The sequence below is a fragment of the Metapseudomonas otitidis genome (assembly GCF_900111835.1).
Classification (GTDB): domain Bacteria; phylum Pseudomonadota; class Gammaproteobacteria; order Pseudomonadales; family Pseudomonadaceae; genus Metapseudomonas; species Metapseudomonas otitidis.
Genome location: NZ_FOJP01000021.1, coordinates 33,990 through 59,704 on the forward strand (window position 1 = coordinate 33,990; position 25,715 = coordinate 59,704).

The 25,715-nt window shown below is 68.9% G+C and carries 23 protein-coding genes and 2 CRISPR repeat arrays (1 of these 25 only partly in view); of the genes, 11 read left to right on the top strand and 12 right to left on the bottom strand.

Annotated features, from left to right (window positions below):
• A CRISPR array of direct repeats spans positions 1–811; the repeat unit is 29 nt; unit sequence CGGTTCATCCCCACACCCGTGGGGAACAC; it begins 195 nt to the left of the window's first position.
• 59 nt (positions 812–870) lie between these two features.
• The 8 genes from cas2e to BM198_RS24535 are packed head-to-tail and all read right to left on the bottom strand — an operon-like array spanning position 871 to position 9,273.
• Complete coding sequence (gene cas2e / locus BM198_RS24500) at positions 871–1,176, bottom strand: type I-E CRISPR-associated endoribonuclease Cas2e (RefSeq protein WP_074973134.1); 306 nt, start codon at positions 1,174–1,176, stop codon at positions 871–873.
• Positions 1,176–2,090 carry a type I-E CRISPR-associated endonuclease Cas1e gene (gene cas1e / locus BM198_RS24505; RefSeq protein ID WP_208610382.1) on the bottom strand — a complete coding sequence of 305 codons (915 nt, stop codon included), beginning with the start codon at positions 2,088–2,090 and terminating at the stop codon, positions 1,176–1,178. The genes cas2e and cas1e overlap by 1 nt, the downstream gene beginning before the upstream one ends.
• Entirely contained in the window at positions 2,090–2,701 is a 612-nt protein-coding gene (gene cas6e / locus BM198_RS24510; protein ID WP_074973138.1) for a type I-E CRISPR-associated protein Cas6/Cse3/CasE, read from the bottom strand. The genes cas1e and cas6e overlap by 1 nt, the downstream gene beginning before the upstream one ends.
• Positions 2,676–3,347: a type I-E CRISPR-associated protein Cas5/CasD gene (gene cas5e / locus BM198_RS24515; RefSeq protein ID WP_074973140.1), complete on the bottom strand. Its 672-nt coding sequence runs from the start codon at positions 3,345–3,347 to the stop codon at positions 2,676–2,678. The genes cas6e and cas5e overlap by 26 nt, the downstream gene beginning before the upstream one ends.
• 2 nt (positions 3,348–3,349) lie before the next feature.
• The gene (cas7e, locus tag BM198_RS24520; protein ID WP_074973142.1) at positions 3,350–4,483 is read right to left on the bottom strand and encodes a type I-E CRISPR-associated protein Cas7/Cse4/CasC; all 1,134 of its coding nucleotides are present in this window, start codon (positions 4,481–4,483) and stop codon (positions 3,350–3,352) included.
• Between the two features lie 14 nt (positions 4,484–4,497).
• A complete protein-coding gene (casB, locus tag BM198_RS24525; protein ID WP_074973144.1) occupies positions 4,498–5,037 on the bottom strand; it encodes a type I-E CRISPR-associated protein Cse2/CasB in 540 nt (179 codons plus the stop codon).
• Positions 5,030–6,589, bottom strand: a complete 1,560-nt coding sequence (casA, locus tag BM198_RS24530; protein WP_074973146.1) for a type I-E CRISPR-associated protein Cse1/CasA — start codon at positions 6,587–6,589, stop codon at positions 5,030–5,032. The genes casB and casA overlap by 8 nt, the downstream gene beginning before the upstream one ends.
• Positions 6,586–9,273: a CRISPR-associated helicase/endonuclease Cas3 gene (locus BM198_RS24535; protein ID WP_074973148.1), complete on the bottom strand. Its 2,688-nt coding sequence runs from the start codon at positions 9,271–9,273 to the stop codon at positions 6,586–6,588. The genes casA and BM198_RS24535 overlap by 4 nt, the downstream gene beginning before the upstream one ends.
• A gap of 145 nt (positions 9,274–9,418) precedes the next feature.
• On the opposite strand from BM198_RS24535, the gene BM198_RS30250 reads away from it, so the two are divergent.
• Both BM198_RS30250 and BM198_RS24540 read left to right on the top strand, forming a co-directional pair.
• Positions 9,419–9,562, top strand: a complete 144-nt coding sequence (locus BM198_RS30250; RefSeq protein WP_167368492.1) for a hypothetical protein — start codon at positions 9,419–9,421, stop codon at positions 9,560–9,562.
• Positions 9,563–9,680: 118 nt separating this feature from the next.
• On the top strand, positions 9,681–10,832 hold the full coding sequence (locus BM198_RS24540; RefSeq protein ID WP_074973151.1) for an MFS transporter: 1,152 nt from the start codon (positions 9,681–9,683) through the stop codon (positions 10,830–10,832).
• A 90-nt stretch (positions 10,833–10,922) separates the two neighbouring features.
• A CRISPR array of direct repeats spans positions 10,923–11,256; the repeat unit is 29 nt; unit sequence CGGTTCATCCCCACACCCGTGGGGAACAC.
• 83 nt (positions 11,257–11,339) lie between these two features.
• On the opposite strand, the gene BM198_RS24545 is transcribed toward BM198_RS24540, so the two are convergent.
• From BM198_RS24545 to BM198_RS24555, 3 genes are all read right to left on the bottom strand, one after another.
• Positions 11,340–12,989, bottom strand: a complete 1,650-nt coding sequence (locus BM198_RS24545; protein ID WP_074973153.1) for an acyl-CoA dehydrogenase family protein — start codon at positions 12,987–12,989, stop codon at positions 11,340–11,342.
• Positions 12,986–13,636, bottom strand: a complete 651-nt coding sequence (locus BM198_RS24550) for a TetR/AcrR family transcriptional regulator (protein ID WP_074973155.1) — start codon at positions 13,634–13,636, stop codon at positions 12,986–12,988. The genes BM198_RS24545 and BM198_RS24550 overlap by 4 nt, the downstream gene beginning before the upstream one ends.
• 105 nt (positions 13,637–13,741) lie before the next feature.
• The gene (locus BM198_RS24555) at positions 13,742–16,132 is read right to left on the bottom strand and encodes a hybrid sensor histidine kinase/response regulator (RefSeq protein ID WP_074973228.1); all 2,391 of its coding nucleotides are present in this window, start codon (positions 16,130–16,132) and stop codon (positions 13,742–13,744) included.
• A 265-nt stretch (positions 16,133–16,397) separates the two neighbouring features.
• On the opposite strand from BM198_RS24555, the gene BM198_RS24560 reads away from it, so the two are divergent.
• The 4 genes from BM198_RS24560 (at position 16,398) to BM198_RS24575 (ending at position 19,866) form a co-directional block, all read left to right on the top strand.
• Positions 16,398–17,195: a hydroxymethylpyrimidine/phosphomethylpyrimidine kinase gene (locus tag BM198_RS24560; RefSeq protein WP_044410701.1), complete on the top strand. Its 798-nt coding sequence runs from the start codon at positions 16,398–16,400 to the stop codon at positions 17,193–17,195.
• Positions 17,192–17,821 (top strand): thiamine phosphate synthase, encoded by a 630-nt coding sequence (gene thiE / locus BM198_RS24565; RefSeq protein ID WP_074973157.1) that lies wholly within the window; start codon positions 17,192–17,194, stop codon positions 17,819–17,821. Before BM198_RS24560 ends, thiE begins: the two co-directional genes overlap by 4 nt.
• Before the next feature lie 32 nt (positions 17,822–17,853).
• The gene (gene hemL, locus BM198_RS24570) at positions 17,854–19,143 is read left to right on the top strand and encodes a glutamate-1-semialdehyde 2,1-aminomutase (RefSeq protein WP_044410707.1); all 1,290 of its coding nucleotides are present in this window, start codon (positions 17,854–17,856) and stop codon (positions 19,141–19,143) included.
• Between the two features lie 174 nt (positions 19,144–19,317).
• Entirely contained in the window at positions 19,318–19,866 is a 549-nt protein-coding gene (locus tag BM198_RS24575; RefSeq protein WP_044410710.1) for a tetratricopeptide repeat protein, read from the top strand.
• Positions 19,867–19,878: 12 nt separating this feature from the next.
• On the opposite strand, the gene BM198_RS24580 is transcribed toward BM198_RS24575, so the two are convergent.
• Positions 19,879–20,211, bottom strand: a complete 333-nt coding sequence (locus BM198_RS24580) for a DUF1820 family protein (RefSeq protein WP_044410713.1) — start codon at positions 20,209–20,211, stop codon at positions 19,879–19,881.
• 128 nt (positions 20,212–20,339) lie between these two features.
• Here BM198_RS24580 and miaB point away from each other — a divergent pair, with 128 nt between their 5' ends.
• The 5 genes from miaB to lnt all read left to right on the top strand — a co-directional run bounded on the left by miaB (position 20,340) and on the right by lnt (position 25,711).
• Positions 20,340–21,680: a tRNA (N6-isopentenyl adenosine(37)-C2)-methylthiotransferase MiaB gene (gene miaB, locus BM198_RS24585; RefSeq protein WP_074973230.1), complete on the top strand. Its 1,341-nt coding sequence runs from the start codon at positions 20,340–20,342 to the stop codon at positions 21,678–21,680.
• 87 nt (positions 21,681–21,767) lie between these two features.
• The gene (locus BM198_RS24590; protein ID WP_074973159.1) at positions 21,768–22,787 is read left to right on the top strand and encodes a PhoH family protein; all 1,020 of its coding nucleotides are present in this window, start codon (positions 21,768–21,770) and stop codon (positions 22,785–22,787) included.
• A complete protein-coding gene (gene ybeY, locus BM198_RS24595; RefSeq protein WP_044410718.1) occupies positions 22,780–23,238 on the top strand; it encodes an rRNA maturation RNase YbeY in 459 nt (152 codons plus the stop codon). The genes BM198_RS24590 and ybeY overlap by 8 nt, the downstream gene beginning before the upstream one ends.
• Before the next feature lie 19 nt (positions 23,239–23,257).
• Positions 23,258–24,097, top strand: a complete 840-nt coding sequence (locus tag BM198_RS24600; RefSeq protein WP_044410721.1) for an HlyC/CorC family transporter — start codon at positions 23,258–23,260, stop codon at positions 24,095–24,097.
• 93 nt (positions 24,098–24,190) lie between these two features.
• A complete protein-coding gene (lnt, locus tag BM198_RS24605) occupies positions 24,191–25,711 on the top strand; it encodes an apolipoprotein N-acyltransferase (protein ID WP_074973161.1) in 1,521 nt (506 codons plus the stop codon).
• Positions 25,712–25,715 lie beyond the last annotated feature (4 nt).

Below are 25,715 nucleotides of genomic sequence, written 5' to 3' on the forward strand. Positions count from 1 at the left end.
ACGCCCGTGGGGAACACCTGGACGTTGCGCATGGCCTGCTGGCCAGCGTCCGGTTCATCCCCACGCCCGTGGGGAACACCACATCATCACGTTGCGGCGCTTGTGCTGAATCGGTTCATCCCCACGCCCGTGGGGAACACATCGGCATGCGCTCCAGCTGCTCGGCAAAGCGCGGTTCATCCCCACACCCGTGGGGAACACACTCGGGGCCGGAGAATTCAGAGGCCAGCGAGCGGTTCATCCCCACACCCGTGGGGAACACATCTTGTGCGCCGCCTCCAGCTGGTGGATCACCGGTTCATCCCCACACCCGTGGGGAACACCTGCCGGAGAACCTCTATTCGAACGGCCGGTACGGTTCATCCCCACACCCGTGGGGAACACCGCTGGCACAGGTTCATCAGCAGGACCTCAGCCGGTTCATCCCCACACCCGTGGGGAACACTCGCCACCTTCGGACTCGCTCCGAACAGCGGACGGTTCATCCCCACACCCGTGGGGAACACATCGGCTGGGGCTGGACGGTGATCGAAGAGCGCGGTTCATCCCCACACCCGTGGGGAACACCCGGTACCGCCGGCGATGATGCTCTTGCCGTTCGGTTCATCCCCACACCCGTGGGGAACACTCGTTCATCTGCGAACCGTCTTCATTGACGTACGGTTCATCCCCACACCCGTGGGGAACACGCGTCACGTGACCAAAAATCGAATTCGGGTAACGGTTCATCCCCACACCCGTGGGGAACACCACGACCGCTGTTTCTGCGACCTCTGCGGGGCCGGTTCATCCCCACACCCGTGGGGAACACTCCAACTGCAACCCCTTGTTCTCAAAGATAAAAATCACCTCCTGAAAATCTACCGATTATTAGGGCATGGAATCCGCGGTGGTCGGCGGCAGGAAGGCCACCAGCCGCAGGCCGTCATGGTCCACCGGTTCGCGGCGGTTGCTGCCGAGGGTCTGGAAGTCGTAGCCGGACTCGTTCTGGCTGGCCCAGGCCATGACCACACTGCCGTCCTCGTACCCGGCTTCGAGCTGCTGCCAGATCATTTCCCGGGTGCGCCGCGAGACGTCGCCGATGTACACCCCCGCGCGCACCTCCAGCAGCCAGATGGCCAGGCGCCCGCGCAGGCGTGGCGGGACGTTCTCGGTGACCACGGTGAGAAAGGCCATCAGCGGCTCCGGTGCCCGGCATCGCCGGGGCTGTCGGGGTTGGGGATGGCCGGCGGTACGGACTCCGGCGGCGCCTCGGGCGGGTGGATACCGCCGGCGGCGAGCACCTCTTCGATCAGCGGGATGATGCGACCCAGCAGCTTGTCCGAGCGGAACAGGTCGCGGCAGGCCAGGCGCACCTCGCGCTCCGGCTCGGCCGGGGCTTTGGCGGCAATACGGAACGCCAGCGGCACCACCGTCTCGAATTTGTAGAGGTCGGCAATGTCGTAGACGAAGGACAGCGGCTTGCCGGTGTGGATGAAGCCCACCGCCGGGGCGTATCCCGCAGCCAGCACCGCCGCCTCGGTGATGCCGTAGAGGCAGGCGGTGGCGGCGGAGAGGCAGCGGTTGGGGATGTCCGCCGCCTCCCACTGCTGGCGGTCGTAGTTGCGCGACTGCCAGTTCACCTTGTGTTCCTGCGCCAGCAGCTTGTAGGTGCCGCGCACCCGGGCGCCCTCGATACCGCGCAACTGCTCGACGCTGCGCCGGGCCGGCGCGGGCTCGCCGAAGCGCACCTCGTACATCTTGCGCACCACCTTCAGCCGCAGTTCGTCGTCCAGGGCCAGGCGCGCCTGGTAGAGCAGGCGGTCGGCCCGCGCCCCGCCGGGCTGGCCGCTGGAGTAGAGGCGCACCCCGGATTCCCCCACCCACACCAGCAGCGTCCCCACGGTGGCGGCCAGGTTGACCGCCGCGTGGGAGATGCGTGTGCCGGGCTCCAGCATGATGCAGGCCACCGAGCCCACCGGGATGTGCTTGCGCACGCCGTTCTTGTCGATGACCACGAAGGCGCCGTCGAGCACGTCGATCTGCCCGTAGCGAATGAACACCATGGACACGCGATCTTTCATCGGGAGCGGCTTTAGTGGCGGCAGCATCAACTCCTCCCCAGGCTCAGCAACCCGCAGCCAAAAGCCTTGCCCGGCCCGATGCCGGCGCACAGGGCCGTGGCCAGGGCGCCGGCATCACGCACCCGCAGGCGTCCTTCGAAGCAGGCCCGCAGCAGGCTGATGCGGCTGTCGCCCTTGCGGCTCCTGAGCAGTTCGCTGCCAGTCACCAGCGCTGCTTCGACGCTGAAGCCCAGGCGCTCACCCTGGCGGGCCAGCCAGGCCAGCTGGGCCTCCTCCCCCACCAGGCCGAGACGCTTGCCGTCACGGGTGACGGTGGGGTTGGCGAACAGGCGGAAGCGGAAGCATGCCTGCTCGCGCACCCAGGTTTCGGGGGCCCACTCGCGGGTTTCCACCTCGCCCTTGAGGTAGTTCGGTTGCCCGGCCAGAAAGGACCAGTCCCCCGCTTCGGCAGACTGCACCAGCAGCTCCGGGCTGCCCCAGGCAGCGGTCGGCTCGACGCGCCAGAGGAAACGCGGCGGCGTCTGCTGCGCATCACGGACGAAGGCCCGCACCAGGCTGCGGTGCATCTCGTAGGGGTCGGCCAGGTCACGCCGCGCCAGGGCGCTGCGCGGGTCAAGCCGCAGACGGGTCAGGTACATGGGCGACTCCGGTGAAGTACAGGTCGGGTTTGACGAAACGCGGGCCGAAGCGCCGCTCGGCGAAAGGCGCCACGGGCTGGTCGAGGCGCACGCTGCCCTCGCTGGGGTGCTCCAGCAGCACCCGCCGGGGCGTCTCCGGCACCTGGCCGGTGAGCAGGCAGGGCCAGGTGGCCAGCACCTGCTCCAGGGGCTCGTCCCGCAGGCCATCGGGCAGGTGCACCGGCAGCGACGGGACGAAGCTCTTGCGCCCCAGGGCCAGCGGCCACACCGGGCGGGCCAGGGCCGCGTGGATGCGCGCCAGCAACGCCCGGTCGCCCTCCAGGCCGACGAGGAAGGTGGCATCGGCGAGGAAGAAGCGCGGGCTCACCACGGTGCGCCCCAGGTCCGCCTTGCCGCTGGCAGCGATGACCACGCCGGTGGCGGTCTGGTAGTCACGCATCGGCACGCCCTCCTGCTCCACCCGCACGCCCATGCGCAGGGCGGCAAGGTCGTCAACCGGCTCGCGACGGTCACGCCCCAGGGCGGCGCAGGCCAGCCCGAGCACGCCGGACTTGGAGGGTTCCAGCTGGGTGTCACGCTCGTCGAAGCGGCTGGTGGTGCCCCAGGACTGCAACGGCCCCTTGAGGCACAGCAGCAACGTGGCCATGGTCAGCCCTCCAGTGCGGCAGCGGCCCGCTCGCGCACGGCCTGGGCCAGGCCGGCGAGGCTGCTGGCCGGGGTGCCCTTGTCGGCGGGCCAGCGGCCGGTGAGGTCGAGGCTCAGCCACTGGTCCTCGGGGCTGGCGTAGACGGCGGCGAGCTTGGCCTCGTAGGTGGCCAGGCGCTCGACGGACTGCTCGGTGAGGGCCTGGTCCTGGCGCGGTGCCACGGGCTTCTCGAAGGCGTTGGCGAGGCTCAGCGGGGTGGCGTGGCGCAGGCTGACGCCGATGAAATCCGGAGCGTTGTGGGCGGCGAAGCTGTTCTGCTTGCCGCTGGGGATGGCCAGCGCCAGGGCGCGGACGAAGGCTTCGACGGCGGCCAGGGTCAGCTCGCGGTCGCCCTGCAGGTTGTCCAGCAGCTTGTGCAGGTCGAGCACGGCGTAGCGGTAGAGGGTGGCGGAGTTGAACTCCACCTGGCCGATCATGCCAGCGCCGGTCTCGTCCTCGTCGCCCTTGTCGTCCACGGCGGTGAAGTAGTCGAACTCGCGCTCGACGCGGTGGGTGCTGATGGCGTGTGCGACCTGGCAGGCGGCGTACTGGTTGGCCGCCGGCAGGTCGGCGAGCATGCGCCCGAACAGCGCCACGTCCACGGCCTTGCCACCGTCGAGCAGGGCCTTGGCCTGCTTCACCAGCTCGGCGGGCAGGCTGGCCTTGGCGTCCTTCTTGCTCTTCTTGTCGCCGCCGACCGGCAGTTCGTCCCAATGCTGTTCGATGAGCTGGGCGAAGGCGGCCACTTCGCCCTCGCCGAGAAACAGCAGGTACTCGGTCTTGCCGTTGTCCTTGAGCTTGAGGCCGGCGGCACCCAGGGCGGCCTCGACCTTGCCCTCGGCCTGTTCGGCGTCACGCCCGGCCAGGCGCTCCAGCAGCAGGGCCTTGAGCTTCTGGGTGCGGATGCCGCGATGGGCCTCGGGCAGCAGCTCGTGCTGGCTGGCGGCCAGGCGGATGGCGCGCTTGAAGCACTGGCTGCTGACCCGCGCGCGGCGCTGGCCGCCGAAGATCGCGTCCTTGGGGGCGCCGGTGTCGTCACGGTTGAGGTTGGAGGGGGCGAAGTTCTGGATCAGGTGGAATTCGAGGAACAGGCTCATGAACGGGTCATCCTTTACGCGGTTTCAAGGGGGGCGTCGGGGGTGGGCTGGGCAGCCCGGTAGAAGTCGCGGGCCCAGTCCTGGCGGATCTTTTCTCGGCGCTCGACGTTCTCGCCAATCCAGGTCGTCAGGTCTCTCAGCAGTTGGCCGAAGTCCAGCCCGATGTCATGGGTAGAGATCAAGCTGACGGCTTGCCTTAGGTAGTCGGAAATGTTTTCGGAATCAGCCTCCAGAAGAGCAATAAACCGACTTTCAATGCCTTTTGGCTCACTCAGCACGCTCCGGAGCCGATACACCTCGCCGAATGCACTCGCAAAGCTCGTTGAGGACTGTTTGGGGTGGCGAGCAAAGAGCCCTGCCACGACATAAAGCGCCAAGCGCCAGGCACTGCGCTCGTGGGTATTACCCGCAAAAGGCTCGACGTAGGGGTAAGCACGTGGGTAACAGCCCGGCGCAAAAGCCAGGCTGTGACGCAATACGGCTAAGGCACCACGCCGGTTAGGTTCGGCAAGTGTTTTCAAGTACGTGATGTATTGGTCCGCTCGATCACTCATGTACGGCCTCCTTGTCGGTTGCAACGGGTTCGGGGCGGGGCGCCTGGGTGTTCAACAGGGCGCGAAAGCGTGGCCAGTAGCGGGCATCGGCCCGCACCGCGCGGGGGGACCGGCCAAGGCCGGCCAACTGGTGGTCCCAGGCGCACTCGGCGGCCCGGCGGCAGGTGCTCATCCATTCGGCGTGGGCCTGCTCCAGGCGCCCCGCATCCAGCCCGGCCAGCAGCGGCGCCAGGCCGCGCTCGGCGGTGGCGAAGTAGCTGGTGGCCAGCGGGCCGCTTTCCACCAGGCTTCTGGCGCGGGCGCGGGTGTCCTTGCTGGCGGGGTCCGGCAGGGTGTCGGCCAGCAGGCCGGTGGCCAGGCGCTTGAGGTCGAAGAACAGGGTTTCGGCAGCAGCCACGGCGTCCCGCAGCACCTGCGTCTTCTGCGGCTCCAGCAGCAGGCGACCGGGCAGCACCAGTTGCTCCATGCGCCAACGCAGCAGCTTGGCCTGGTCACTGGCGAGGCCGGCCACCAGCAAGGGCTGGTGGGGCGGATCGAACGGGTTCATTTCGGCGTGCAGGCTGACGGCGTACTGCATGACGGCGGCGGCGCGGCTGGTACCCCCCGCCTCTGGCAGCAGGGCCGGCAGATCGCGCCAGAGGGCGCGCCCGTCACCGAAGGTGAGGCGCACCGGGCCCGCGCTGCCCTCGCGGAAGCTGGCCATGGGGTCGGGGGCGTTGGGGTCTTCGCCCAGGGCCAGCCCGGCGGCGAAATGCAACCAGCGGATGCCGCCCTCGGCCTCGCGGCACAGCAGCACGGCCCGGCTCAGGCGGGTGTAGCGGTCGTTGGGCCCGCTGGCCAGCACCGGCTCGCCGCGCAATGCGGCGATGCTCGGCGGTTCGCGCTCCCAGCTCGGCAGGTCGGGCTCGTCCCCTTCCCTGGAGGCAGGGTGCAGGGCCAGGCAGAGGCTCTGGGCCAGAGTCGGCCCGACGGGAATCAGCGCAGCGGTGTTGACCAGGGCGCCGGCCTTGTCGGCATCGCGCAGCAACTTCACCAGCCCGCCCGGGGTGAATTGCAGGAATCCGAGCAGGGTCGACAGGGCCTGGGCCGGGCTGATCGCCTGTGGGGCGCTGTCCAGGGCGTGGTCGAACACCACCGGGGTGTTGCCGCTGCTGCTGGCCAGGGCGATCTGCGTCCAGGGCTTGCGCTTGTCACGGGTTTCCTCGGCCTGGGCCAGGGCCGCCACCTGCATGAAGGGGTACTGCGGGTGGAACAGCCAGAACCGCTCGCGCCACTGCTCCAGGTAGGCGCGGATCGACTCCAGGGGCAGGCCCTCGCGGTACCAGAGGGCCCGCTCGCCGGTGCTCCAGGCCCCTTGGGCCGCCAGCGCGCGGTGGGTGATGGCCAGCAGCAGGCGGTACTGCGCCACCAGGTTGGGCGGCGCGGTGTCGGCCAGGGCGACGATCTCGCCACTGCGGGCGAAGACCTCCAGCAACCCCAGCGCCAGCACCCGGCCATCGGCCAGGCGCACGGGTAGCCAGGGTTCGTCCAGCAGGCAGTAGTCCTTGCTCATGGGTGCTCCTTGTTGGGGGCTTCGGTGGGCTCGTAGACCAGCCCGAGTTCGTCATCCAGCCGCAGGTGCAGCCCCGCCTCGGCATAACGCCCGGCCTGCAGGGGCAGCGGGTAGGCGTTGCGCAACAGCGGGTGCTGGAAGGCGGGGGGGTGTTCGACCTTGAGGCGCTTGACCAGGGCAGTACGGGACACCTTGAGCTGGCGCGCGCACAAGCGTCGGGCCAAGGCATCCGGCACCAGGCCGGCGGGGTCGAAGGCGGGTTCGCCCAGGCTCGGGCGCCAGCCTTCGGCGGTCACTTCCAGCGGGATCAGGGTGATGGATTCGCGCCCCAGGCGGGTCTTGTTCTCCCAGCCGGTGCCCTCGCCTTCTTCATGCCCCCTGGGCTTGTTGGCGTAAGCCTCATCCAAAGGGTCGCGCGGGTCGATGGCGATGTTCTGCGCCTCCTGGCGCTCCTTCTTCAGCCGGGCCAGGTATTCGCCGTAGCGCTCGATCTCGATCTGCGCCTGGATCGCCTCTTCAAGATCGTCGGGCAGGGGCTCGTCACCGTAGACGGCCTGCACCAGGCGGTCGATATCACCGGGGAGCTGGAGTTGCGCCTCATCCCGCAGCAAGGCCCAGGTGCGCAGGAGGATGTAGGGGTCGTAGACGTAGCCCCAGGCGGTGTCCTTGAGGTCCGGCGGGGCCTCGCGCCCCAGCCCGGCGACGTGCAGCCGGGCCTGCTGGTGGCGCTCGGGGCGAGCGCTTCGGACGTGCCGGTGCAGGCGGCCGGCGCGTTGCAGCAGCAGGTCCACCGGGGCCAGGTCGCTGAGCATGAAGTCGAAATCAATGTCGAGGGATTGTTCGGCCACCTGGGTGGCCACCAGCAGCGCCCGCGCCGGTCGCTCGCCCGTGGTGCCGAAGGCCGCCAGCACCTCGCGCTCGCGCTGGGTGCGCTGGTCGGCAGGGAAGCGCGCGTGGAACAGCAGCAGGGTGGCCGATTCCCCCAGTTGCTCGCGCAGGTGGCGGTAGAGCTGCTGCGCCCGCTCCACGGTGTTGACGATCAGCGCGCCACAGCCGCCGCCCGCCAGCAGGTCGAGAGTGGCTTCGGCCAGGGCCTCCAGGCTTTCCCCCAGAGCGGCGAGCTGGATGGGGGCCTGGTCGCGGGCCTCGAAGGATGCGCCCTGCACCTGGCCGCCTGTCGCCAGCAGCAGGCGCGGGTAGGCCTGCTCGGGAATGCTCGCGGCGTCCACCGCCCAGGCCCGCAACAGCTCTCTGCGCCGGGCGGCGGGCAGGGTGGCACTCATCAGCACCACCGAGCAGCCCATGGCCTTGAGCCAGCGCAGCAGGACGACGATCAGACCGTTGGTGTAGGCGTCGTAGGCGTGCACCTCGTCCAGCACCACCACCCGGTTGGCCAGGCCCCAGAGACGGACGAAGTGGTGCTTGACGTTGAGCACGCCGAACAGCGCCTGGTCGACGGTGCCGACGCCGTAGGGCGAGAGCAGCGGGCGTCGGCGCTGGGCGAACCAGGCGGAGGCGGCGAGGCTTTCCTGCGGGTCTTCGGCGATGCCGCGCAGGCGCTGGATGTCGTCGTTCAGGGCGGCGCCGCCATGCACCAGTTGCAGGTCCAGCGGGCCCTGGCGGAAGGCCTCGAGAAAGGTCTCGGCGCGCTGGAACAGGGCATTGCCGGTGGCCTGGGTGGGCAGGGCGACGTAGAGCCCACGGTGCTGGTTGGCGGTCTGCAGGCGCAGGTGGGCAAGGAAGGCGAGCTCGGTCTTGCCCTCGCCCATGGGCGCCTCCACCAGCAGCAGGGCGGGCTCGTTCACCCCGTGCAGCAAGCGGTCACCGGCCCGCTGCAGGGGGCGCGCGTCGAGATCATCGCGGCCGACGATGCGGCGCAGGGCGGCATCGGTATCCAGCTCTTCGGAGACAAGGCAGCGGTACGGCTGCCAGCCGATCCGTGCAAGGGCGGTACGGGCGCGCTCACCGGCATCGGCGTAGTAGGCGTCGAGGTCATCGAAGCCGCGCTGGCCCAGGCTGAACCACTCGGGGTTGGAGGCAATCCAGTCGGCGGCGCTGGTGAGCCCGGCCAGCCAGTTGATGGCAGCCAGGGGCAGGCGCTCGGCGCTGGGCTGCCCCTGGGGGGCGAGCAGGTGCCAGAAGGCGCCGAACACTTCACCCCGAGCGGCGGCCCAGGCGGGCGCTTCGGCCGGCGGGGTGCCGTTCTGCACCTCGGTGGGCTGGAAGTGGTAGCCATGGTGGGCGCTGACGGCCCGCACAACCTGCCTCAACCAGCCGGGCGAGGCCACGGCGAGGCGATGCAGGACGGGGCCCAGCAGGGCGGCGGTGGCGAGATCGTGGCGATCCACCCGCTGGGCCAGGGTGGTGAAGGCGAGGCCGTGGGCCTGGTCAGCCTGCATGCCTTCCGCCCACTTGGCCTGGAAGCCGGGAATGCCCTTGCCGAAGTCGTGCAACCCGGCCAGGGCGGCGATCCAGCGGGGGCAGGCGGCGGGGTCGAGACCGAAGGCCGTGGCGGCCCATTGGCGGGTGGACGGGGGCTCGATGGCCAGCAGGCGCTCGACCACGGCGGCCACATCCAGCAGGTGCGCCAGCAGGCCATGGCCGGTCGACTCGCCACTCTTGGCCCAGAGGCCACGGGCCGCTGCCGACAGGGCGGAAAATGCGACGGGGTGTTCGGTGTCCATCCAGCCTCCTTGCTTGGCGACCCGGCGACGTTACTGCAGCACCGCCGCCGCTTCCAAGGAGTTTCCACCCGGCTGCGACGCATTGACCCCCTCCCCGCCCCCGCATAGACTGCGCGCCCCGCGTTATCCACCGAAGACCGCTGCGATGTTCACGCCCCTGCACCCGGCCCTTGTTGCCCAGCCCGACCCGGCGCTGGCGGCCAATGCCTGGCCGCGTGATGCCCTGCTGAAGCGTCGCCGCAGCGTGCTGTTCGCCTTCACCTTCTCGCCTCCCACCCTTCCCGCCTGAGCCCTGCGCTGTCGCGCGGCGTTCCCTTCGTTCATTCCTGGCATGCGTCCGTGCGCGTGTCGTTCTGCCATTGATCCATGGCCAGGCCCGGGCCGGTTACCTGCGGGCGGGAGTCGAAATGAACCATCGTGTGTTGCTGCTGGTGCTGATCTTCGCCGTGTCGGTGGTCGGGCTGAGCATGGGGGCGACGCTGCCCCTGGTGTCGCTGCGGCTGATGGAGGCCGGTGCGTCGAGCCTGGAGATCGGGGTGCTGAGTGCGATGCCGGCGGCGGGGATGATCCTGGCCGCCTTTCTGGTGGCACCGCTGTGCCGGCGCCTGTCGGGGCGTGGGTTGTACCTCGGTTGCTTCGTGCTCTGCGCCCTGGCGGTGGCGGCGCTGGAGCTGCCGGCCTCCACGCCCCTGCTGGTGGCGGCGCGGCTGCTGCTGGGGGTGGCGATGGGGGTGGTGGTGATCCTCGGGGAATCCTGGGTCAACGTGCTGTGCGACGAGGCCAGGCGGGGCCAGGTGGTGGCCTTCTACGCCGCCTGCTTCACCGGCTGCCAGTTGGGCGGACCGGCGCTGATCGGTCTGCTCGGGGCACAGAGCCCCTGGCTGGTGGCGCTGGTGGTGCTGGCCAACCTGCTGGCCCTGGCGGCGGTGGCCCGGGGGCTGCCGGGCGGCTGGGGCCAGGCCGCCGAGGATGAGGTGCGCACCTTCTCGCTGGCAGGCTTCCTGCGGGTGGCGCCGGCGCTGTGCACGGGGGTGCTGTTCTTCGCCTTCTTCGATGCGGTGGTGCTGTCGCTGTTCCCGGTCTACGCCAGTGCCCATGGCTATGCGGTGGGCATCGCGGCGCTGATGGTGACGGTGATCCTGGCCGGCGACATGGTCTGCCAGGTGCCGCTGGGCTGGCTGTCGGACCGCACCGAGCGCGGCCGCCTGCACCTGGTCTGCGGGGTGGCGGCGCTGGGCATCGGCATGGCGCTGCCCTGGCTGATCACCCGGCCCACGCTGCTGTGGCCGGCGCTGGTGTTGCTGGGGGCGGTGGCGGGGGGCGTCTACACCCTGGCGCTGGTGCGCATCGGCGAGCGCTTCAGCGGGCAGGATCTGGTCACCGCCAACGCTTGCGTGGGCATGTTGTGGGGCATCGGCAGCCTGGTGGGGCCGCTGCTGAGCGGTGCGCTGATGGGCACCGGCCCCCACGGCCTGCCCCTGGCGCTGAGCCTGGCGGCGGCGCTGTTCGTGGCCACGGCGCTGACCGGCCAGCGCCGGCTGGCGGAGCGGGCGGCCTAGGGCCGGGGCGCGGCCGGGTGATGGGGTTCGCCAAGCTCACCCCATCCTACGCAGGCCCCGCAGTGGGGGCTGGCCATTCCGGTTTGGGGTGGGTTCGTCCCCACGCACGTGGGGAACACTCACCCTGCGCGCCGCAATCGAGGCCCTGGCGCGGTTCATCCCCTCACCCGTGGGGAACACCGCTGCCTGTCACGCTCCAGCTTGGCCGGGAACGGTTCATCCCCACACCCGTGGGGAACACTGGAGCTCGATGCCACGGCGGGCGATAGCCGCCGGTTCATCCCCACACCCGTGGGGAACACAGCTTCTTCAAACTCGCGTCCGGTATCCACGGCGGTTCATCCCCACACCCGTGGGGAACACGAGACCCTGCTGAAAGCCGTGCTGCAGAGCATCGGTTCATCCCCACACCCGTGGGGAACACTCTTCCCGTAACCCGCTGATCCCAGAGGGAAAAGCCGGCAGCGGAAAATCTACCGGCTGTTTTCCCTTGTTGCCAGGGTGGCGTCAGGCCAGGTGCGGGGTGCTGCGGGCGACCAGGGCTTCGACGTCGATGCCGCGCGGGAGGGTGCCGTAGACCCGGCCGCTGCCGCCCAGGCGGCTGGCGATGAAGGCGTCGGAGACGGTGGCGTTGCCGGCCTCCAGCAGGAGCTTGGCCTGGAGGGCGACGGCGACGTCTTCGGTGAGCTGGCGGGCGCGGTACTGGATGTCGGCGGTGTCGTGGAAGGCGGCCTTGAGGTTGTTGATCTGCGCGGCGAGGCGGGCGTCGCCGTGGCCGTCGCCCAGTTCGCTGAACAGGGCGTCGAGCACGCCGGGCTCCTTGGACAGAGCGCGGAGGACGTCCAGGCACTGGACGTTGCCGGAGCCTTCCCAGATGGAGTTGACCGGGGCTTCGCGGTACAGGCGCGGGAGGATGGTCTCTTCGACGTAGCCGGCGCCGCCCATGCATTCGCTGGCCTCGTAGACCATTTCGGGGGCGCGCTTGCAGATCCAGTACTTGCCGACAGCGGTGACCAGGCGGGCGAAGCGGTCTTCCTGCTCGTCGTGCAGGTTGTCGAGGGCGCGGCCCATGCGCAGGCTGAGGGCCAGGGCGGCTTCGCTCTCCAGGGCGAGGTCGGCGAGGACGTTCTGCATCAGCGGCTGGTCGGCCAGGACCTTGCCGCCGACCTTGCGGTGGGCGCAGTGGTGGGCGGCCTGGGTGAGCGCCTGGCGCATGAGGGAACTGGAACCGACCATGCAGTCGAAGCGGGTCATGGCGACCATTTCGATGATGGTGGGCACGCCGCGCCCTTCCTCGCCGACCATCCAGGCCAGGGCGCCGCGGTATTCCACTTCGCTGGAGGCGTTGGCCCAGTTGCCCAGCTTGTTCTTCAGACGCTGGACGTAGAAGGCGTTGCGGCTGCCGTCCGGGCGGTGGCGCGGCAGGAGGAAGCAGGAGAGGCCCTTGTCGGTGTAGGCGAGGGTGAGGAAGGCGTCGCACATGGGCGCGGAGCAGAACCACTTGTGACCCACCAGTTCGTAGGCCTCCCCCGGGCCGCCGAGGCCGATGGGGTGGGCGCGGGTGGTGTTGGCGCGGACGTCGGTGCCGCCCTGCTTCTCGGTCATGGCCATGCCGATGGTGACGCCGGGCTTCTGCTCCATGGGCACGTTGCGCGGGTCGTATTCGGTGGCGAGGATCTTCGGCAGCCAGCGCTCGGCGAGGTTGGGCTGCAGACGGATGGCGGGCACGGCGGCGAAGGTCATGGTCAGCGGGCAGCCGCTGGCGGCTTCGGCCTGGCTGTGCAGGTAGGTGAGGCCGGCGCGGGCGACATGGGCGCCGGCGCGCGGGTCCTGCCAGGGCAGCGAGGTGAGGCCGTGTTCGACGGCGGTGCGCATCAGTTCGTGGTAGGCCGGGTGGAATTCCACCAGGTCGACGCGATGGCCGTAGCGGTCATGGCTCTTGAACACCGGCTTGTGTTCGTTGGCGAGGAAGCCCGCCTGCATCAGCGGGCCACCGGCCAGGGCACCGTAGACGTCGAAGCGTGATTCGGCCCAGCCGGCGCCGTAGCGGCGGGTCCATTCCTGCAGGGGCAGGTCGAGGCGGTAGAGGTTGGCGCCGTCGAGGGTGGGCACCTGGTTGAACACGTCGTGGGTTTCGGCGTAATGGGACTGGCTCATGAAATCCTCCTAGCAGGCGGGTGCGCACCAACGGCACGCAGGCAGAAGATGACGAGGTGCCGGCAGACCGCTTCGAGTTCGCTGCGCGACTGGTCGGCATCGCGGGCGGCACGGGCGGCCGGCGAGAGCGGCCCGACCAGGGATTCGGAGATGGCGCCCACCAGGCAGGCGGCGACCAGGGCGGGGGCTTCGACCTGGAATTCGCCGCTGGCGATGCCGGCTTCGAGCAGTTCGATGAAGCGCTCGGCGTAGGCCTCGCGAAAGCGCAGGCGTTGCTCGTCCACTTCCGGCTCCACCGGCTCGGCGATCAGGGCGAAGGCCAGCTGGCGGCTGTGCCAGGCGCGTTCGGCGAAGCGTTGCAGGCCGCTGGCAAGGCGCTCGGTAGCACTGCCGGGGCCGCGCAGGTGCTCGCTGAGCACGTCCACTTCGACCTGGCTGGCGCGGGCGAAGACTTCGGCGGCCAGCTCGCCCTTGTTGCGGAAGTGGCGGTAGAGGCTGCCGGTGGCGATGCCGACGTCGTCGGCCAGGGCCTGCATGGTGAGAACGGCGAAGCCGCCTTCGGCGACCCGCGCCAGGGCGCAGTCGAGGATGCGCTGGCGCAGGGCCTGGTCGCGGTCGATTCGTTGGGCGGTGACGCGGTAGGACATGGTCTGAATCCTGATTCACTGGCAGCGAGTGAATCAGGATTCAGACTTTGGATGAAAGCGGGGAACCCGACGATGAAGGCGGCATTCCGGCCGGTGGGTGACCGATCAGACTGGGTGTTCGCCGGCGCGGCAGAGCACCCAGTCGTGCAGCAGGGTGCGCAGCTCTTCGAATTTCACCGGTTTGGAGAGGTAGTCGCTCATGCCCGCTGCCAGGCAGCGTTCGCGGTCGCCGCTGTGGCTGTGGGCGGTGACGGCGAGCACCGGCAGTTCGGCGCATTCGGGCAGGCTGCGCAGGGCGCGGCAGGTGGCGAAGCCGTCCATGACCGGCATCTGGCAGTCGAGCAGGACGCCGTCGATGTGCTCGCGGCGCAGCAGCTCGAGGGCTTCGGCGCCGTTGTCGGCGGTGCGTACGCGGTAGCCCAGCTTGAGCAGCATGCCGCGGGTCACCAGCTGGTTGATGGTGTTGTCCTCCACCACCAGCACGGTGCATTGCTCGGGACGGCGCTGGGCCTGGGCGACGGCGCGACGCACCGGGGCGGCCTCGCGCTGGGCGGGGCGGGTCAGGGTGAGGGCCAGCTGGAAGCGACTGCCCTGACCGGGCTCGGAGCTGTGGGTGAGCTGACCGCCGAGCAGCTCGACCAGTTGCCGCGCCAGGGCCAGGCCGATACCGAGGCCGCCGTAGGCGCGGGTCATGGAGCCGTCGAGCTGGCGGAAACCGCTGTAGAGGCTGCCATCGGGCGGGGTGGAGAAGCCGATGCCGGTGTCTTCCACGGCCACCAGCAGGCGCAGAGGGCCGCCGGGCTCCTGGCCGTGGCCGGCGACCCGCAGCACGACGCCGCCCCGGGCGGTGAACTTGACGGCGTTGTCCAGCAGGTGGCCGAGGATCTGCCCGAGCTTGCCGGCGTCGCCTTCGAGGGTGTCAGGCAGGCTTTCGTCCAGTTCCAGGGCGAAGGCCAGGCCCTTTTCCTCGGCGCGCGGGGCGTACTGGGCGCGCAGGCTGTCGAACAGGCCGCGCAGGCTGAAGGTCTCGCGGCGCGGGTAGAGCTTGCCGGCCTGCAGTTCGGTCATGGCGAGGATGTCGTTGACCAGCCGCATCATGTCCCTGGCGGAGCTGGCGGCGGTCTTCTGGTACTGCTCCAGCTCGACGTCGAGCGGGAGGGTCTGCATCAGTTCGAGGGAGCCGATCACGCCGTTCATGGGGGTGCGCAGCTCGTGGGTGACGGTGGCGAGGAATTCGTCCTTGAGGCGGTTGCTGTCGGCCAGCTCGCGGTTCAGGGCCTCCAGCTTGCGCCCGGACTCCTGGAGGATGCGGGTGCGCTCCTCCTTCATGGCGTTGATGCGGTCGGCCAGGGCGAGGGACAGCAGGCCCACTTCCAGCGCGGAGCCGATCTGGCTGGCGTACATGGTGATGAAGAGGTTGGGCAGGTAGCCGAGCACCATGAGGGTGTTGATCACCCCGCCGGCGAGGAAGGCGCTCCAGGCGAAGATGAAGTAGCGGGCCACGCGCATGCCGCGCAGCCAGGCGAGGATGCCGGCGGCGAAGATGACCACGGTGAAGACCAGGGCCAGGATGGTGGCCAGGCGCAGGGCGACGGCGTAGCTGGCGACCAGGGACAGGACCATGACCAGCACGCCGACGGCCATCAGCACCAGCAGGCTGCGGTCGATCCAGGGGCTGTGGTCGGCGGTGTGCAGGAAGCTGCGGGCGAACTGGCAGCCGAACAACCCGGCCGAGCCGATCAGGAACGGGGTGGAGGCGTTGGCCCACCAGGGGTTGTCGGGCCAGAAGTACTGGATGCCGGCGCCGTTGACGGAGATCTGGTACAGGCCGAACGAGGCGATATAGAGGATGTAATAGAGGTAGCTGGTGTCGCGGACGCTGAGGTAGATGAAGAGGTTGTAGATGAGCATCACCAGCAGCACGCCGTAGATGATGCCGAGCACGTACACGCGCCCGGGCTGCTCCTCCATGTAGGCCTGGGGCGACCAGAGGGTGAGCGGCACCTGGATCGAGCCCTGGCTGTTGACCCGCAGGTACAGCCGCTGGGGCTGGTTGGGCTGCAGGTTGAGGTTGAACAGGTAGTTGTTCTGCCTGATCTCGCGGCTGGCGAAGGGCAAGGCATCGCCGGTGCGCTGGGCGAGCCGGTAGCCGCCCTCGCTGTCGGGCAGGTAGAGCTCGATGTGGTCCAGCGGCGGGTAGGCCAGCTCCAGCAGCCAGGGCTGCTGGCCGCCGAGGTCGCGGGGGCGGTAGCTGAGGTCGAGCCGGATCCAGAACACCGAGCGCGAATAGCCGGCGTTGAGCACGGGCTTGTCGCTGCGGCGGAAGCTGCGATCCAGCGCGGGGGAGGTGATGTCGGCGAGGGTGGCATCGCCACGGACGTCTTCGAAGACGTCCATGTGCAGCCCGAGGGGCAGCTGGCGGGTGTGCTCGTCGAACTCCACGCCGAACACGGCGGTGGAGAGAAAAAGGGACAGGAAAAGGAGAACGTGACGCATGAAGCCCCGCAAAGGCCGTCGCACGCCTCGGGAAGTCCCTTTCCTTCCCGGAGCCGAAGCGTCACGCAGGGCCTGGTTGTTCGAATGCGCACACTCTAGCACAGCATCGGGGCGCCATAGGAGGCACTCTGCCATCTCGCGAAAACCGCTCTGGAATGGGCGTTACAGGCCTGTCCCGCCAGGCTGTTCGGCGCTTTTCGACGGATGGCGGGCACCCTGCCCGGCGGGCCGACCCGACGGCGGAAAGGTGGTAAGCTCGCGCACCATGAAAACGACCCCCTCTCGCCCTATCGTCCTCTGTCTTTCCGGCCACGACCCCAGCGGCGGCGCCGGTCTGCAGGCGGACATCGAAGCCCTGATCGCCCAAGGCTGCCACGCGGCTCCCGCCGTGACCGCCCTGACCGTCCAGGACACCGTCAACGTTTCCGACTTCCGCGTGCTCGACCGCGAATGGGTGCTGGCCCAGGCCCGTGCGGTGATCGCCGACCTGCCGGTCTCCGCCGTCAAGCTGGGCATGCTCGGCTCGGTGGAGATGGTGGAGACCGTGCTGGAGATCATGCAGGGCCTGCCGGGGGTGCCGCTGGTCTGCGACCCGGTGCTGCGTGCCGGCGGCGGCGGTGCACTGGGCAAGGACGAAGTGGGCTACGCGATGCGCGAGCGCCTGCTGCCGGTGGCGCTCATCGCCACGCCGAACCTGCCGGAAGCGCGCATCCTCGCCGAACTCCCCGAAGGCACGGCCGACGAATGCGCCGAGAAGCTGCTGCCCTTCTGCCGCAACCTGCTGATCACCGGTGGCCACGGCGACGAGGCCGAGGTCCACAACCGCCTCTACACCGAGGATGGCGAACGCCACACCTTCACCTGCCAGCGCCTGCCCGGCAGCTACCACGGCTCCGGCTGCACCCTGGCCAGCACCCTGGCCGGTCGCCTGGCCCTGGGCGAGGCCCTGCCCAGCGCGGTGCGCTCGGCACTGGACTACACCTGGCGCACCCTGCGTGACGCCGAGCAACCGGGCCACGGCCAGTTCGTGCCCCGCCGCCTGCCGCTGGACTTCTGCTCATGAAGCTGCGCGGCCTCTACGCCATCACCGACAGCCAGTTGCTCGCCGATGGCCGGCTGCTGCCCTACGTGGAGGCGGCCCTGAAGGGCGGCGCCCGTTTGCTGCAGTACCGCGACAAGTCCTCCGACGAGGCCCGCCGCCTGCGTGAGGCCGAGGCGTTGCGCGAGCTGTGCACCCGCTACGGCGCGCAGTTGCTGATCAACGACGACGCCGAGCTGGCCGCCCGCCTGGGCGTGGGCGTGCACCTGGGCCAGACCGATGGCTCAATCGCGGCAGCGCGCGCCCTGCTGGGCCGTCACGCGGTCATCGGTGCCACCTGCCATGCGCGCCTGGACCTGGCCGAGTCGGCCCTGGCAGAAGGCGCCAGCTACGTGGCCTTCGGTCGCTTCTTCAACTCCCAGACCAAACCCGGTGCGCCGGCCGCCACGGTGGAGCTGCTGGACGAGGCGCGTCAGCGCTTCCAGCAGCCCATCGTCGCCATCGGCGGCGTCACCCTGGACACCGCCCCGGCGCTGATCGCCCGTGGCGCGAGCATGGTGGCGGTGATCCACGCCCTGTTCGCCGCCGACGGCCCCGCCGAGGTGGAACGCCGCGCCCGCGCCTTCAGTGCGCTGTTCGCGCCGGCCTGAGCCCTTTCAACCGCTTGCATAGAGAGTTCGACATGTCCCGTTCCGAAACCCTGTTCGCCAACGCCCAGAAACACATCCCCGGCGGCGTCAACTCGCCGGTCCGCGCCTTCCGGAGCGTCGGCGGCACGCCGCTGTTCTTCAAGCACGCGGAAGGCGCCTACGTGACGGACGAGGACGACAAGCGCTACGTGGACTACGTCGGCTCCTGGGGCCCTATGATCCTCGGCCACGGCCACCCGGACGTGCTCGACGCGGTGCGCAACCAGCTGCAGCACGGCCTCTCCTACGGCGCACCCACCGCCATGGAAACCGAGATGGCCGACCTGGTCTGCTCCCTGGTGCCGTCCATGGAGATGGTGCGCATGGTCAGTTCCGGCACCGAGGCGACCATGAGCGCCATCCGCCTGGCCCGCGGCTTCACCGGTCGCGACGCGATCATCAAGTTCGAAGGCTGCTACCACGGTCACTCCGACAGCCTGTTGGTCAAGGCCGGCTCAGGCCTGCTGACCCAGGGCGTGCCCAGCTCGGCCGGCGTGCCGGCGGACTTCGCCAAGCACACCCTGACCCTGCCCTTCAACGACATCGGCGCGGTGGAGAAGACCCTCGGTGAAGTCGGCCAGAGCGTGGCCTGCATCATCGTCGAGCCGGTCGCCGGCAACATGAACTGCGTACCGCCGGCGCCCGGCTTCCTCGAAGGCCTGCGCCGCCTGTGCGACCAGCACGGCGTGGTGCTGATCTTCGACGAAGTGATGACCGGCTTCCGCGTCGCCCTGGGTGGCGCACAGGCCCACTACGGCGTGACCCCGGACCTCTCCACCTTCGGCAAGATCGTCGGCGGCGGCATGCCGGTGGGCTGCTTCGGCGGCAAGCGCGAGATCATGTCCTGCATCGCCCCGCTGGGCCCGGTCTACCAGGCCGGCACCCTGTCCGGTAACCCGCTGGCCATGGCCGCCGGCCTGACCACCCTGAAGCTGATCAGCCGCCCGGGCTTCCACGCCGAGCTGACCGACTACACCACCCGCATGCTCGATGGCCTGCAGCAGCGCGCCGACGCCGCCGGCATTCCCTTCGTGACCACCCAGGCGGGCGGCATGTTCGGCCTGTACTTCAGCGGCGCCGACGACATCGTCACCTTCGACGATGTGATGGCCAGCGACGTCGAGCGCTTCAAGCGCTTCTTCCACCTGATGCTGGACGGCGGCGTCTACCTCGCCCCCAGCGCCTTCGAGGCCGGCTTCACCTCCATCGCCCACGGCGACAAGGAACTGGCCATCACCCTGGACGCCGCCGAACGCGCCTTCGCCGAGCTGAAAAAGGGCTGATCCGTTACGCCATCCCTACACCCGGGCGTGCAGGCCACCGGCCTTGCCGCCCGGGTGCGGGAAAAGCGTGCAAAGACTTTGTAAGTAGCGCCCTGCTTATTTCATAATGTGACGGTCGGCGCGTTTCGCCGACCGGGCGGGAGCCCGCTCTGCTTTCCGAGGCGCTGTGATCTGATGAACCGCACCGGCCGCATCCTGACATTGGGCAGCCTGTTGCTCCTTTCTCCCCTGCTGGCCGAAGCCGGCGGCAACTCGCTGCTGATCCCGGCGTCCGGCCGCTGCAACCTCAACACACGCCCCGAAGACCTCCAGGAAGCCCTCTCCAACTGCCAGCAGGCTGCCAAGGCCGGCGACACCGGTGCGCAATACGAGCTGGGCGAGTTCTACTACGACGGCAAGCGCGCCCCGCGCGACCTGCAGCAAGCCCTCAACTGGTTCGAGCAGGCCTCGCTGAAAGGCAACGCCCAGGCGCAATTCCGCCTGGGCAACATGTTCTTCCGGGGTGAAGGCGTGCCGGCCAGCAACGTACAGGCCTACATCGTGCTGAAGATGGCGGCGGTGAACGGCTCGGACGAGGCGATGGACTCGGCGGACGTGGTGGCCGGGCAGATGCGCGCCGACGAGCTGGAGATCGCCACCCAGGTGCTGGGGCAGATCTTCCGCAACTACCTCATCGAACTGCAGACCGCCGACGGCGGATCGCCCTTCGCCCCCCTGCCCTGAATACCTCGCCGCCTAGCTGCGTTTGTCCGGCATGGGCGGCATGGGGAACGGCATGACGTTGCCCGTGCCCTTGGCCTCGCTGATCTTCGCCGTGCCCAGGCGCTCCACCTCGTCGATGCGGATGATCGCGTGCATCGGCACGAAGCTGCGCACCACGCCCTCGAACTGCGCCTTGAGCTTCTCCTCGCTGGGGTCCACCACCAGTTGGTTGCGCTCGCCGAAGACCAGCTCCTCGATCTCCAGGAATCCCCACAGCTCGCTCTGGAAGATCTGCCGGGCGTAGATCTCGTAGACCTGGCCCTGGTTGAGGAAGATCACCTTGAAGATCGGTTCGTGCTTGCTCATGTAAAGGTCGGTACGGCAGGAAAATGGGGGCGCGAAGCATAGCACGGCGACCGGTCGCACCACCCTAGGAACGCGGGCAGGCCGCGACTATAATGCGCGGTTCTTCGAACCACCCGACCCTGACCTGCATGGCCAAGAAGCTCTATATCGAAACCCACGGCTGCCAGATGAACGAGTACGACTCCTCGCGCATGGCCGACCTGCTGGGCGAACACCAGGCGCTGGAAATGACCGAACGTGCCGAGGAGGCCGACGTCATCCTGCTCAACACCTGCTCTATCCGCGAGAAGGCGCAGGAGAAGGTGTTCTCGCAACTCGGTCGCTGGCGGGAGCTGAAACGCCAGAACCCCGAGCTGGTGATCGGCGTCGGTGGCTGCGTGGCCAGCCAGGAAGGCGCCGCCATCCGTGAGCGCGCGCCCTACGTCGACGTGGTCTTCGGCCCGCAGACCCTGCACCGCCTGCCGGAGATGATCGACGCCGCGCGCACCACCCGCGCGCCCCAGGTGGACATCAGCTTCCCCGAGATCGAGAAGTTCGACCGCCTGCCCGAGCCCCGCGTCGACGGCCCCAGCGCCTTCGTCTCGGTGATGGAAGGCTGCAGCAAGTACTGCACCTTCTGCGTGGTGCCCTACACCCGTGGCGAGGAAGTCAGCCGGCCCTTCGACGACGTGCTGGCCGAGGTGATCCACCTGGCCGAGAACGGCGTGCGCGAGGCCACCCTGCTGGGCCAGAACGTCAACGGCTACCGCGGCCAGACCCACGACGGGCGCATCGCCGACTTCGCCGAGCTGATCCGCGTGGTGGCCGCCGTCGACGGCATCGACCGCATCCGCTACACCACCTCCCACCCCCTGGAGTTCTCCGACGCGCTGATCCAGGCCCACGCCGAAGTGCCGGAGCTGGTGAAGTTCGTCCACCTGCCGGTGCAGGCCGGTTCGGACCGCATCCTCGCGGCGATGAAGCGCAACCACACCGCGCTGGAATACAAGTCGCGCATCCGCAAGCTCAAGGCAGCGGTACCGGACATCTGCATCAGCTCCGACTTCATCGTCGGTTTCCCCGGCGAGACCGACAAGGACTTCGAGGCCACCATGAAGCTGGTGGAAGACGTCGGCTTCGACTTCTCCTTCTCCTTCGTCTACAGCTCGCGCCCCGGCACCCCGGCCGCCGACCTGCCCGACGACACCCCGGAAGAAGTGAAGAAGCAGCGCCTGCAGATCCTCCAGGCCCGCATCCACCAGCAGGGTTTCGAGAACAGCCGCCGCATGGTCGGCACCGTCCAGCGCATCCTGGTGAGCGACTTCTCCAAGAAGGACCCGGGCATGCTCCAGGGCCGCACCGAGAACAACCGCATCGTCAACTTCCGCAGCGCCAACCCGCGCCTGATCGGCCAGTTCGTCGACGTGCACATCGACGACGCCCTGCCCCACTCCCTGCGCGGCACGCTGATCGAGGACACCCTGCACTGAAATCCCGGTGCCCGTGCTTCCGCAGCCGGGCACCTGGGTTTATGCTCCATCTCCTGACCTGCCAACGGCGACCAAGAACCCACGACATTGAACGCACCCCTGGATTTGCACCGTTTCACCCTGGAGCCCTTCGAAGCACGTCGATTCGCCAACCTCTGTGGCCAGTTCGACGAACACCTGCGGCTGATCGAACAGCGCATGGCCATCGAGATCCGCAACCGCGGCAACCAGTTCGAGCTGGTGGGCGACCCCCAGCGCACCCAGGCCACCGAGCACCTGCTGCGCCGCCTCTACCGTGAGACCGAAGCCACCGAGCTGTCCCCGGACATGGTCCACCTGTTCCTCCGGGAAACCGGCATGGACGAGCTGGCCAACCCCAAGATGGAAGCCAGTGTCGCCCTGCGCACCCGCAAGGGCATGATCCGTCCGCGCGGCATCAACCAGCAGCGCTATGTGAAGTCCATCCTCGACCACGACATCAACTTCGGCATCGGCCCGGCCGGCACCGGCAAGACCTACCTGGCCGTCGCCTGCGCCGTGGACGCCCTGGAGCGCGAGCAGGTGCGCCGCATCCTGCTGGTACGCCCGGCGGTGGAAGCCGGCGAGAAGCTGGGCTTCCTCCCCGGCGACCTGACCCAGAAGATCGACCCCTACCTGCGCCCGCTCTACGACGCCCTCTACGAGATGCTCGGCTTCGAGCAGGTGGCCAAGCTGATCGAAAAGCAGGTGATCGAGGTCGCCCCGCTGGCCTACATGCGTGGGCGCACCCTTAACAACAGCTTCATCATTCTCGACGAGAGTCAGAACACCACCGTCGAGCAGATGAAGATGTTCCTGACCCGTATCGGCTTCGGCTCCACGGCCGTCATCACCGGCGACATCACCCAGGTCGACCTGCCCCGGGGCACCCGCTCCGGCCTGGCCCACGTGATCGACGTGCTGCGTGACGTGCCCGGCATCGCCTTCACCCACTTCAAGTCCCACGACGTGGTCCGCCACCCACTGGTGCAGCGCATCGTCGAAGCCTACGACCGCTACGACAACCGCGCCCAGGCCAAGCCGCGTCCTGCCGACAACGATCCGGGTGCGGTCAATCCCGATGCTTGAACTCGACCTGCAACTGGCCAGCGAGGCCAGTGACCTGCCCGGCGAAGCCGACTTCCGCCGCTGGTGCACCCTGGCCCTGCGCCAGCGCCAGGGCGACTCGGAGCTGACCATCCGCCTAGTGGACGAGCCTGAGGGCCGCGAACTGAACCGCACCTGGCGGCACAAGGACTACGCCACCAACGTGCTGTCCTTCCCCGCCGACGTGCCCGAGGAGTTCCTCGACATCCCGCTGCTGGGCGACCTGGTGATCTGCGCCCCGGTGGTGGCCCGCGAGGCCGCCGAGCAGGGCAAGGCCCTCGACGCCCACTGGGCGCACCTGGTGATTCACGGCTGCCTGCACCTCCTGGGTTACGACCACATCGAGGACGAGGAAGCCGAAGAAATGGAAGCGCTGGAACGGGAACTGCTGGCCGAACTCGGCCACCCCGACCCGTACCGCGACGACGAGTGAGAACCCCGAGCAAGGACATATGAGCGAAGATCGATCGAGCAACGGGCACAGGTCCTGGCTGGAAAAGCTGACCCAGGCCTTTGCCCATGAGCCGAAAAGCCGCCAGGAGCTGCTGGAGCTGCTGCGCGAAGCCCACCAGAACAAACTGCTGGACAGCGAGGCGCTGTCCATCGTCGAGGGCGCCATCCAGGTGGCTGACCTGCAGGTGCGCGACATCATGGTGCCGCGCTCGCAGATGATCAGCATCAAGGCCACCCAGACACCCCGCGAGTTCCTCCCCGCCATCATCGACGCCGCGCACTCGCGCTACCCGGTGATCGGCGAAGGCCTGGACGACGTCATGGGCATCCTCCTGGCCAAGGACCTGCTGCCGCTGATCCTCCAGGACCCCGAGCGCCCCTTCAACATCAAGGAGCTGCTGCGCCCGGCCACCTTCGTGCCCGAGTCCAAGCGCCTCAACGTGCTGCTTCGCGAATTCCGCGCCAACCACAACCACATGGCCGTGGTCATCGACGAATACGGCGGCGTGGCGGGCCTGGTGACCATCGAGGACGTGCTGGAGCAGATCGTTGGCGACATCGAGGACGAGCACGACGTCGAGGAAGACAGCTACATCAAGCCGCTGCCCAGCGGCGACTTCATCGTCAAGGCGCTGACCCCGGTGGATGCCTTCAACAGCTTCTTCGAAACCGACTTCTCCGAAGACGAGTTCGACACCATCGGCGGTCTGGTCATGGGCGCCTTCGGGCACCTGCCCAAGCGCAACGAGACCACCGAGATCGGCGGCTTCCGCTTCCGCGTGCTCAACGCCGACAGCCGCCGCCTGCACCTGCTGCGCCTCAGCCCGATCAACCGCTGACCGCCACCACGCCCGTCGCTTCCCGGCGCGGGCGTGGCCCGGCTAGACTGCGCGGCGTTCCGGGCCCTCCACTGCCCCGCCCAAGGATTGCGCATGAACTGGATCACCCGCCCCGGCTGGCCGGGCAACCTGCTGGCCCTGGCTGCCGGCGCCCTCACCCCACTGGCCATGGCGCCCTTCGACTACTGGCCGCTGTCGCTGCTGTCACTCGCCCTGTTCTACCTCGGCCTGCGCGGGCTCGGCCCCAAGGCCGCCTTCGGCCGGGGCTGGTGCTACGGCTTCGGCCTGTTCATCGCCGGCACCAGCTGGATCTACGTCAGCATCCATGACTACGGCGGCGCCTCGGCGCCGCTGGCGGCACTGCTCACCGGCGGCTTCAGCGCCGGCGTGGCCCTATTCTTCGCCATTCCCGCCGCGCTCTGGGCACGCTGGTTCCGCCGCAACGAGGCCCCGCTGGCCGACGCCCTGGCCTTCGCCGCGCTGTGGCTGGCCCAGGAGGCCTTCCGTGGCTGGTTCCTCACCGGTTTCCCCTGGCTCTACGCCGGCTACAGCCAGCTGGACGGCCCCCTGGCGGGCCTGGCCCCGCTCGGCGGTGTCTGGCTGGTGTCGTTCGCCCTCGCCCTGAGCGCTGCCCTGCTGGTCAACCTGGTGCGCCTGCGCCGGGCCCCGGCCTTCCTGGTGGCGGCCCTGGGCCTGCTGGCAGCCCCCTGGATCACCGGGCTGGCCCTCAAGGACCACGCCTGGACCCGACCGCTGGGCGAGAAGCTCGACGTGGTCGCCCTGCAGGGCAACGTGGAGCAGAACCTGAAATGGGACCCGGCACAGCTGGAAGCCCAGCTGGCGCTCTACCGCGACATGACCCTGGCGGCGCGCCGCACCGACCTGATCATCTGGCCGGAAACCGCCGTACCGGTACTGAAGGAACACGCCGAGGGCTTCCTCTCCGTCATGGGCCGCGTCGCCCACGACCGCCAGGCCGCGCTGATCACCGGCGTACCGATCCGCCAGGCCAACGAGCGGGGGGAGAAGCGCTACTACAACGGCATCACCGTGGTCGGCGACGGCCAGGGCACCTACCTCAAGCAGCAACTGGTGCCATTCGGCGAATACGTACCGCTGCAGGATGTGCTGCGCGGGCTGATCGCCTTCTTCGACCTGCCCATGTCCGACTTCGCCCGCGGCCCCGCCGACCAGCAACCGCTGCTGGCCAAGGGCTACAGGATCGCGCCGTACATCTGCTACGAAGTGGTCTACCCCGAGTTCGCCGCCAGGCTTGCCGCCCAGAGCGACCTGCTGCTGACCGTGTCCAACGACACCTGGTTCGGCACCTCCATCGGGCCGCTGCAGCACCTGCAGATGGCGCAGATGCGGGCGCTGGAGGCCGGGCGCTGGATGATCCGCGCCACCAACAACGGCGTCACCGTGCTGATCGACCCCTTCGGCCGCATCGAAACCGCCATCCCGCAGTTCGAGAAGGCCTCGCTCTACGGCCAGGTGGAGCCCATGCAGGGCCTCACCCCGTACCTGAAATGGCGCTCCTGGCCGCTGGCCATTCTGTGTGGCCTGCTGTTCGGCTGGGCCCTGCTGGCCAGCCGCATCGCCAAGACCGTCTGACCCA

Bases quoted from the DNA above. Each gene is read 5' to 3' on its own strand.
- BM198_RS24545 (WP_074973153.1), bottom strand. From the start codon at position 12,989: ATGAGCCAGTCCCATTACGCCGAAACCCACGACGTGTTCAACCAGGTG.
- thiE (WP_074973157.1), top strand. From the start codon at position 17,192: ATGAAGCTGCGCGGCCTCTACGCCATCACCGACAGCCAGTTGCTCGCC.
- BM198_RS24575 (WP_044410710.1), top strand. From the start codon at position 19,318: ATGAACCGCACCGGCCGCATCCTGACATTGGGCAGCCTGTTGCTCCTT.
- BM198_RS24535 (WP_074973148.1), bottom strand. From the start codon at position 9,273: ATGGACACCGAACACCCCGTCGCATTTTCCGCCCTGTCGGCAGCGGCC.
- cas2e (WP_074973134.1), bottom strand. From the start codon at position 1,176: ATGGCCTTTCTCACCGTGGTCACCGAGAACGTCCCGCCACGCCTGCGC.
- ybeY (WP_044410718.1), top strand. From the start codon at position 22,780: ATGCTTGAACTCGACCTGCAACTGGCCAGCGAGGCCAGTGACCTGCCC.
- BM198_RS24555 (WP_074973228.1), bottom strand. From the start codon at position 16,132: ATGCGTCACGTTCTCCTTTTCCTGTCCCTTTTTCTCTCCACCGCCGTG.
- casA (WP_074973146.1), bottom strand. From the start codon at position 6,589: ATGAGCAAGGACTACTGCCTGCTGGACGAACCCTGGCTACCCGTGCGC.
- BM198_RS24560 (WP_044410701.1), top strand. From the start codon at position 16,398: ATGAAAACGACCCCCTCTCGCCCTATCGTCCTCTGTCTTTCCGGCCAC.
- cas7e (WP_074973142.1), bottom strand. From the start codon at position 4,483: ATGAGCCTGTTCCTCGAATTCCACCTGATCCAGAACTTCGCCCCCTCC.
- BM198_RS30250 (WP_167368492.1), top strand. From the start codon at position 9,419: ATGTTCACGCCCCTGCACCCGGCCCTTGTTGCCCAGCCCGACCCGGCG.
- BM198_RS24550 (WP_074973155.1), bottom strand. From the start codon at position 13,636: ATGTCCTACCGCGTCACCGCCCAACGAATCGACCGCGACCAGGCCCTG.
- cas5e (WP_074973140.1), bottom strand. From the start codon at position 3,347: ATGGCCACGTTGCTGCTGTGCCTCAAGGGGCCGTTGCAGTCCTGGGGC.
- BM198_RS24540 (WP_074973151.1), top strand. From the start codon at position 9,681: ATGAACCATCGTGTGTTGCTGCTGGTGCTGATCTTCGCCGTGTCGGTG.
- miaB (WP_074973230.1), top strand. From the start codon at position 20,340: ATGGCCAAGAAGCTCTATATCGAAACCCACGGCTGCCAGATGAACGAG.
- BM198_RS24600 (WP_044410721.1), top strand. From the start codon at position 23,258: ATGAGCGAAGATCGATCGAGCAACGGGCACAGGTCCTGGCTGGAAAAG.
- cas1e (WP_208610382.1), bottom strand. From the start codon at position 2,090: ATGCTGCCGCCACTAAAGCCGCTCCCGATGAAAGATCGCGTGTCCATG.
- cas6e (WP_074973138.1), bottom strand. From the start codon at position 2,701: ATGTACCTGACCCGTCTGCGGCTTGACCCGCGCAGCGCCCTGGCGCGG.
- hemL (WP_044410707.1), top strand. From the start codon at position 17,854: ATGTCCCGTTCCGAAACCCTGTTCGCCAACGCCCAGAAACACATCCCC.
- lnt (WP_074973161.1), top strand. From the start codon at position 24,191: ATGAACTGGATCACCCGCCCCGGCTGGCCGGGCAACCTGCTGGCCCTG.
- casB (WP_074973144.1), bottom strand. From the start codon at position 5,037: ATGAGTGATCGAGCGGACCAATACATCACGTACTTGAAAACACTTGCC.
- BM198_RS24580 (WP_044410713.1), bottom strand. From the start codon at position 20,211: ATGAGCAAGCACGAACCGATCTTCAAGGTGATCTTCCTCAACCAGGGC.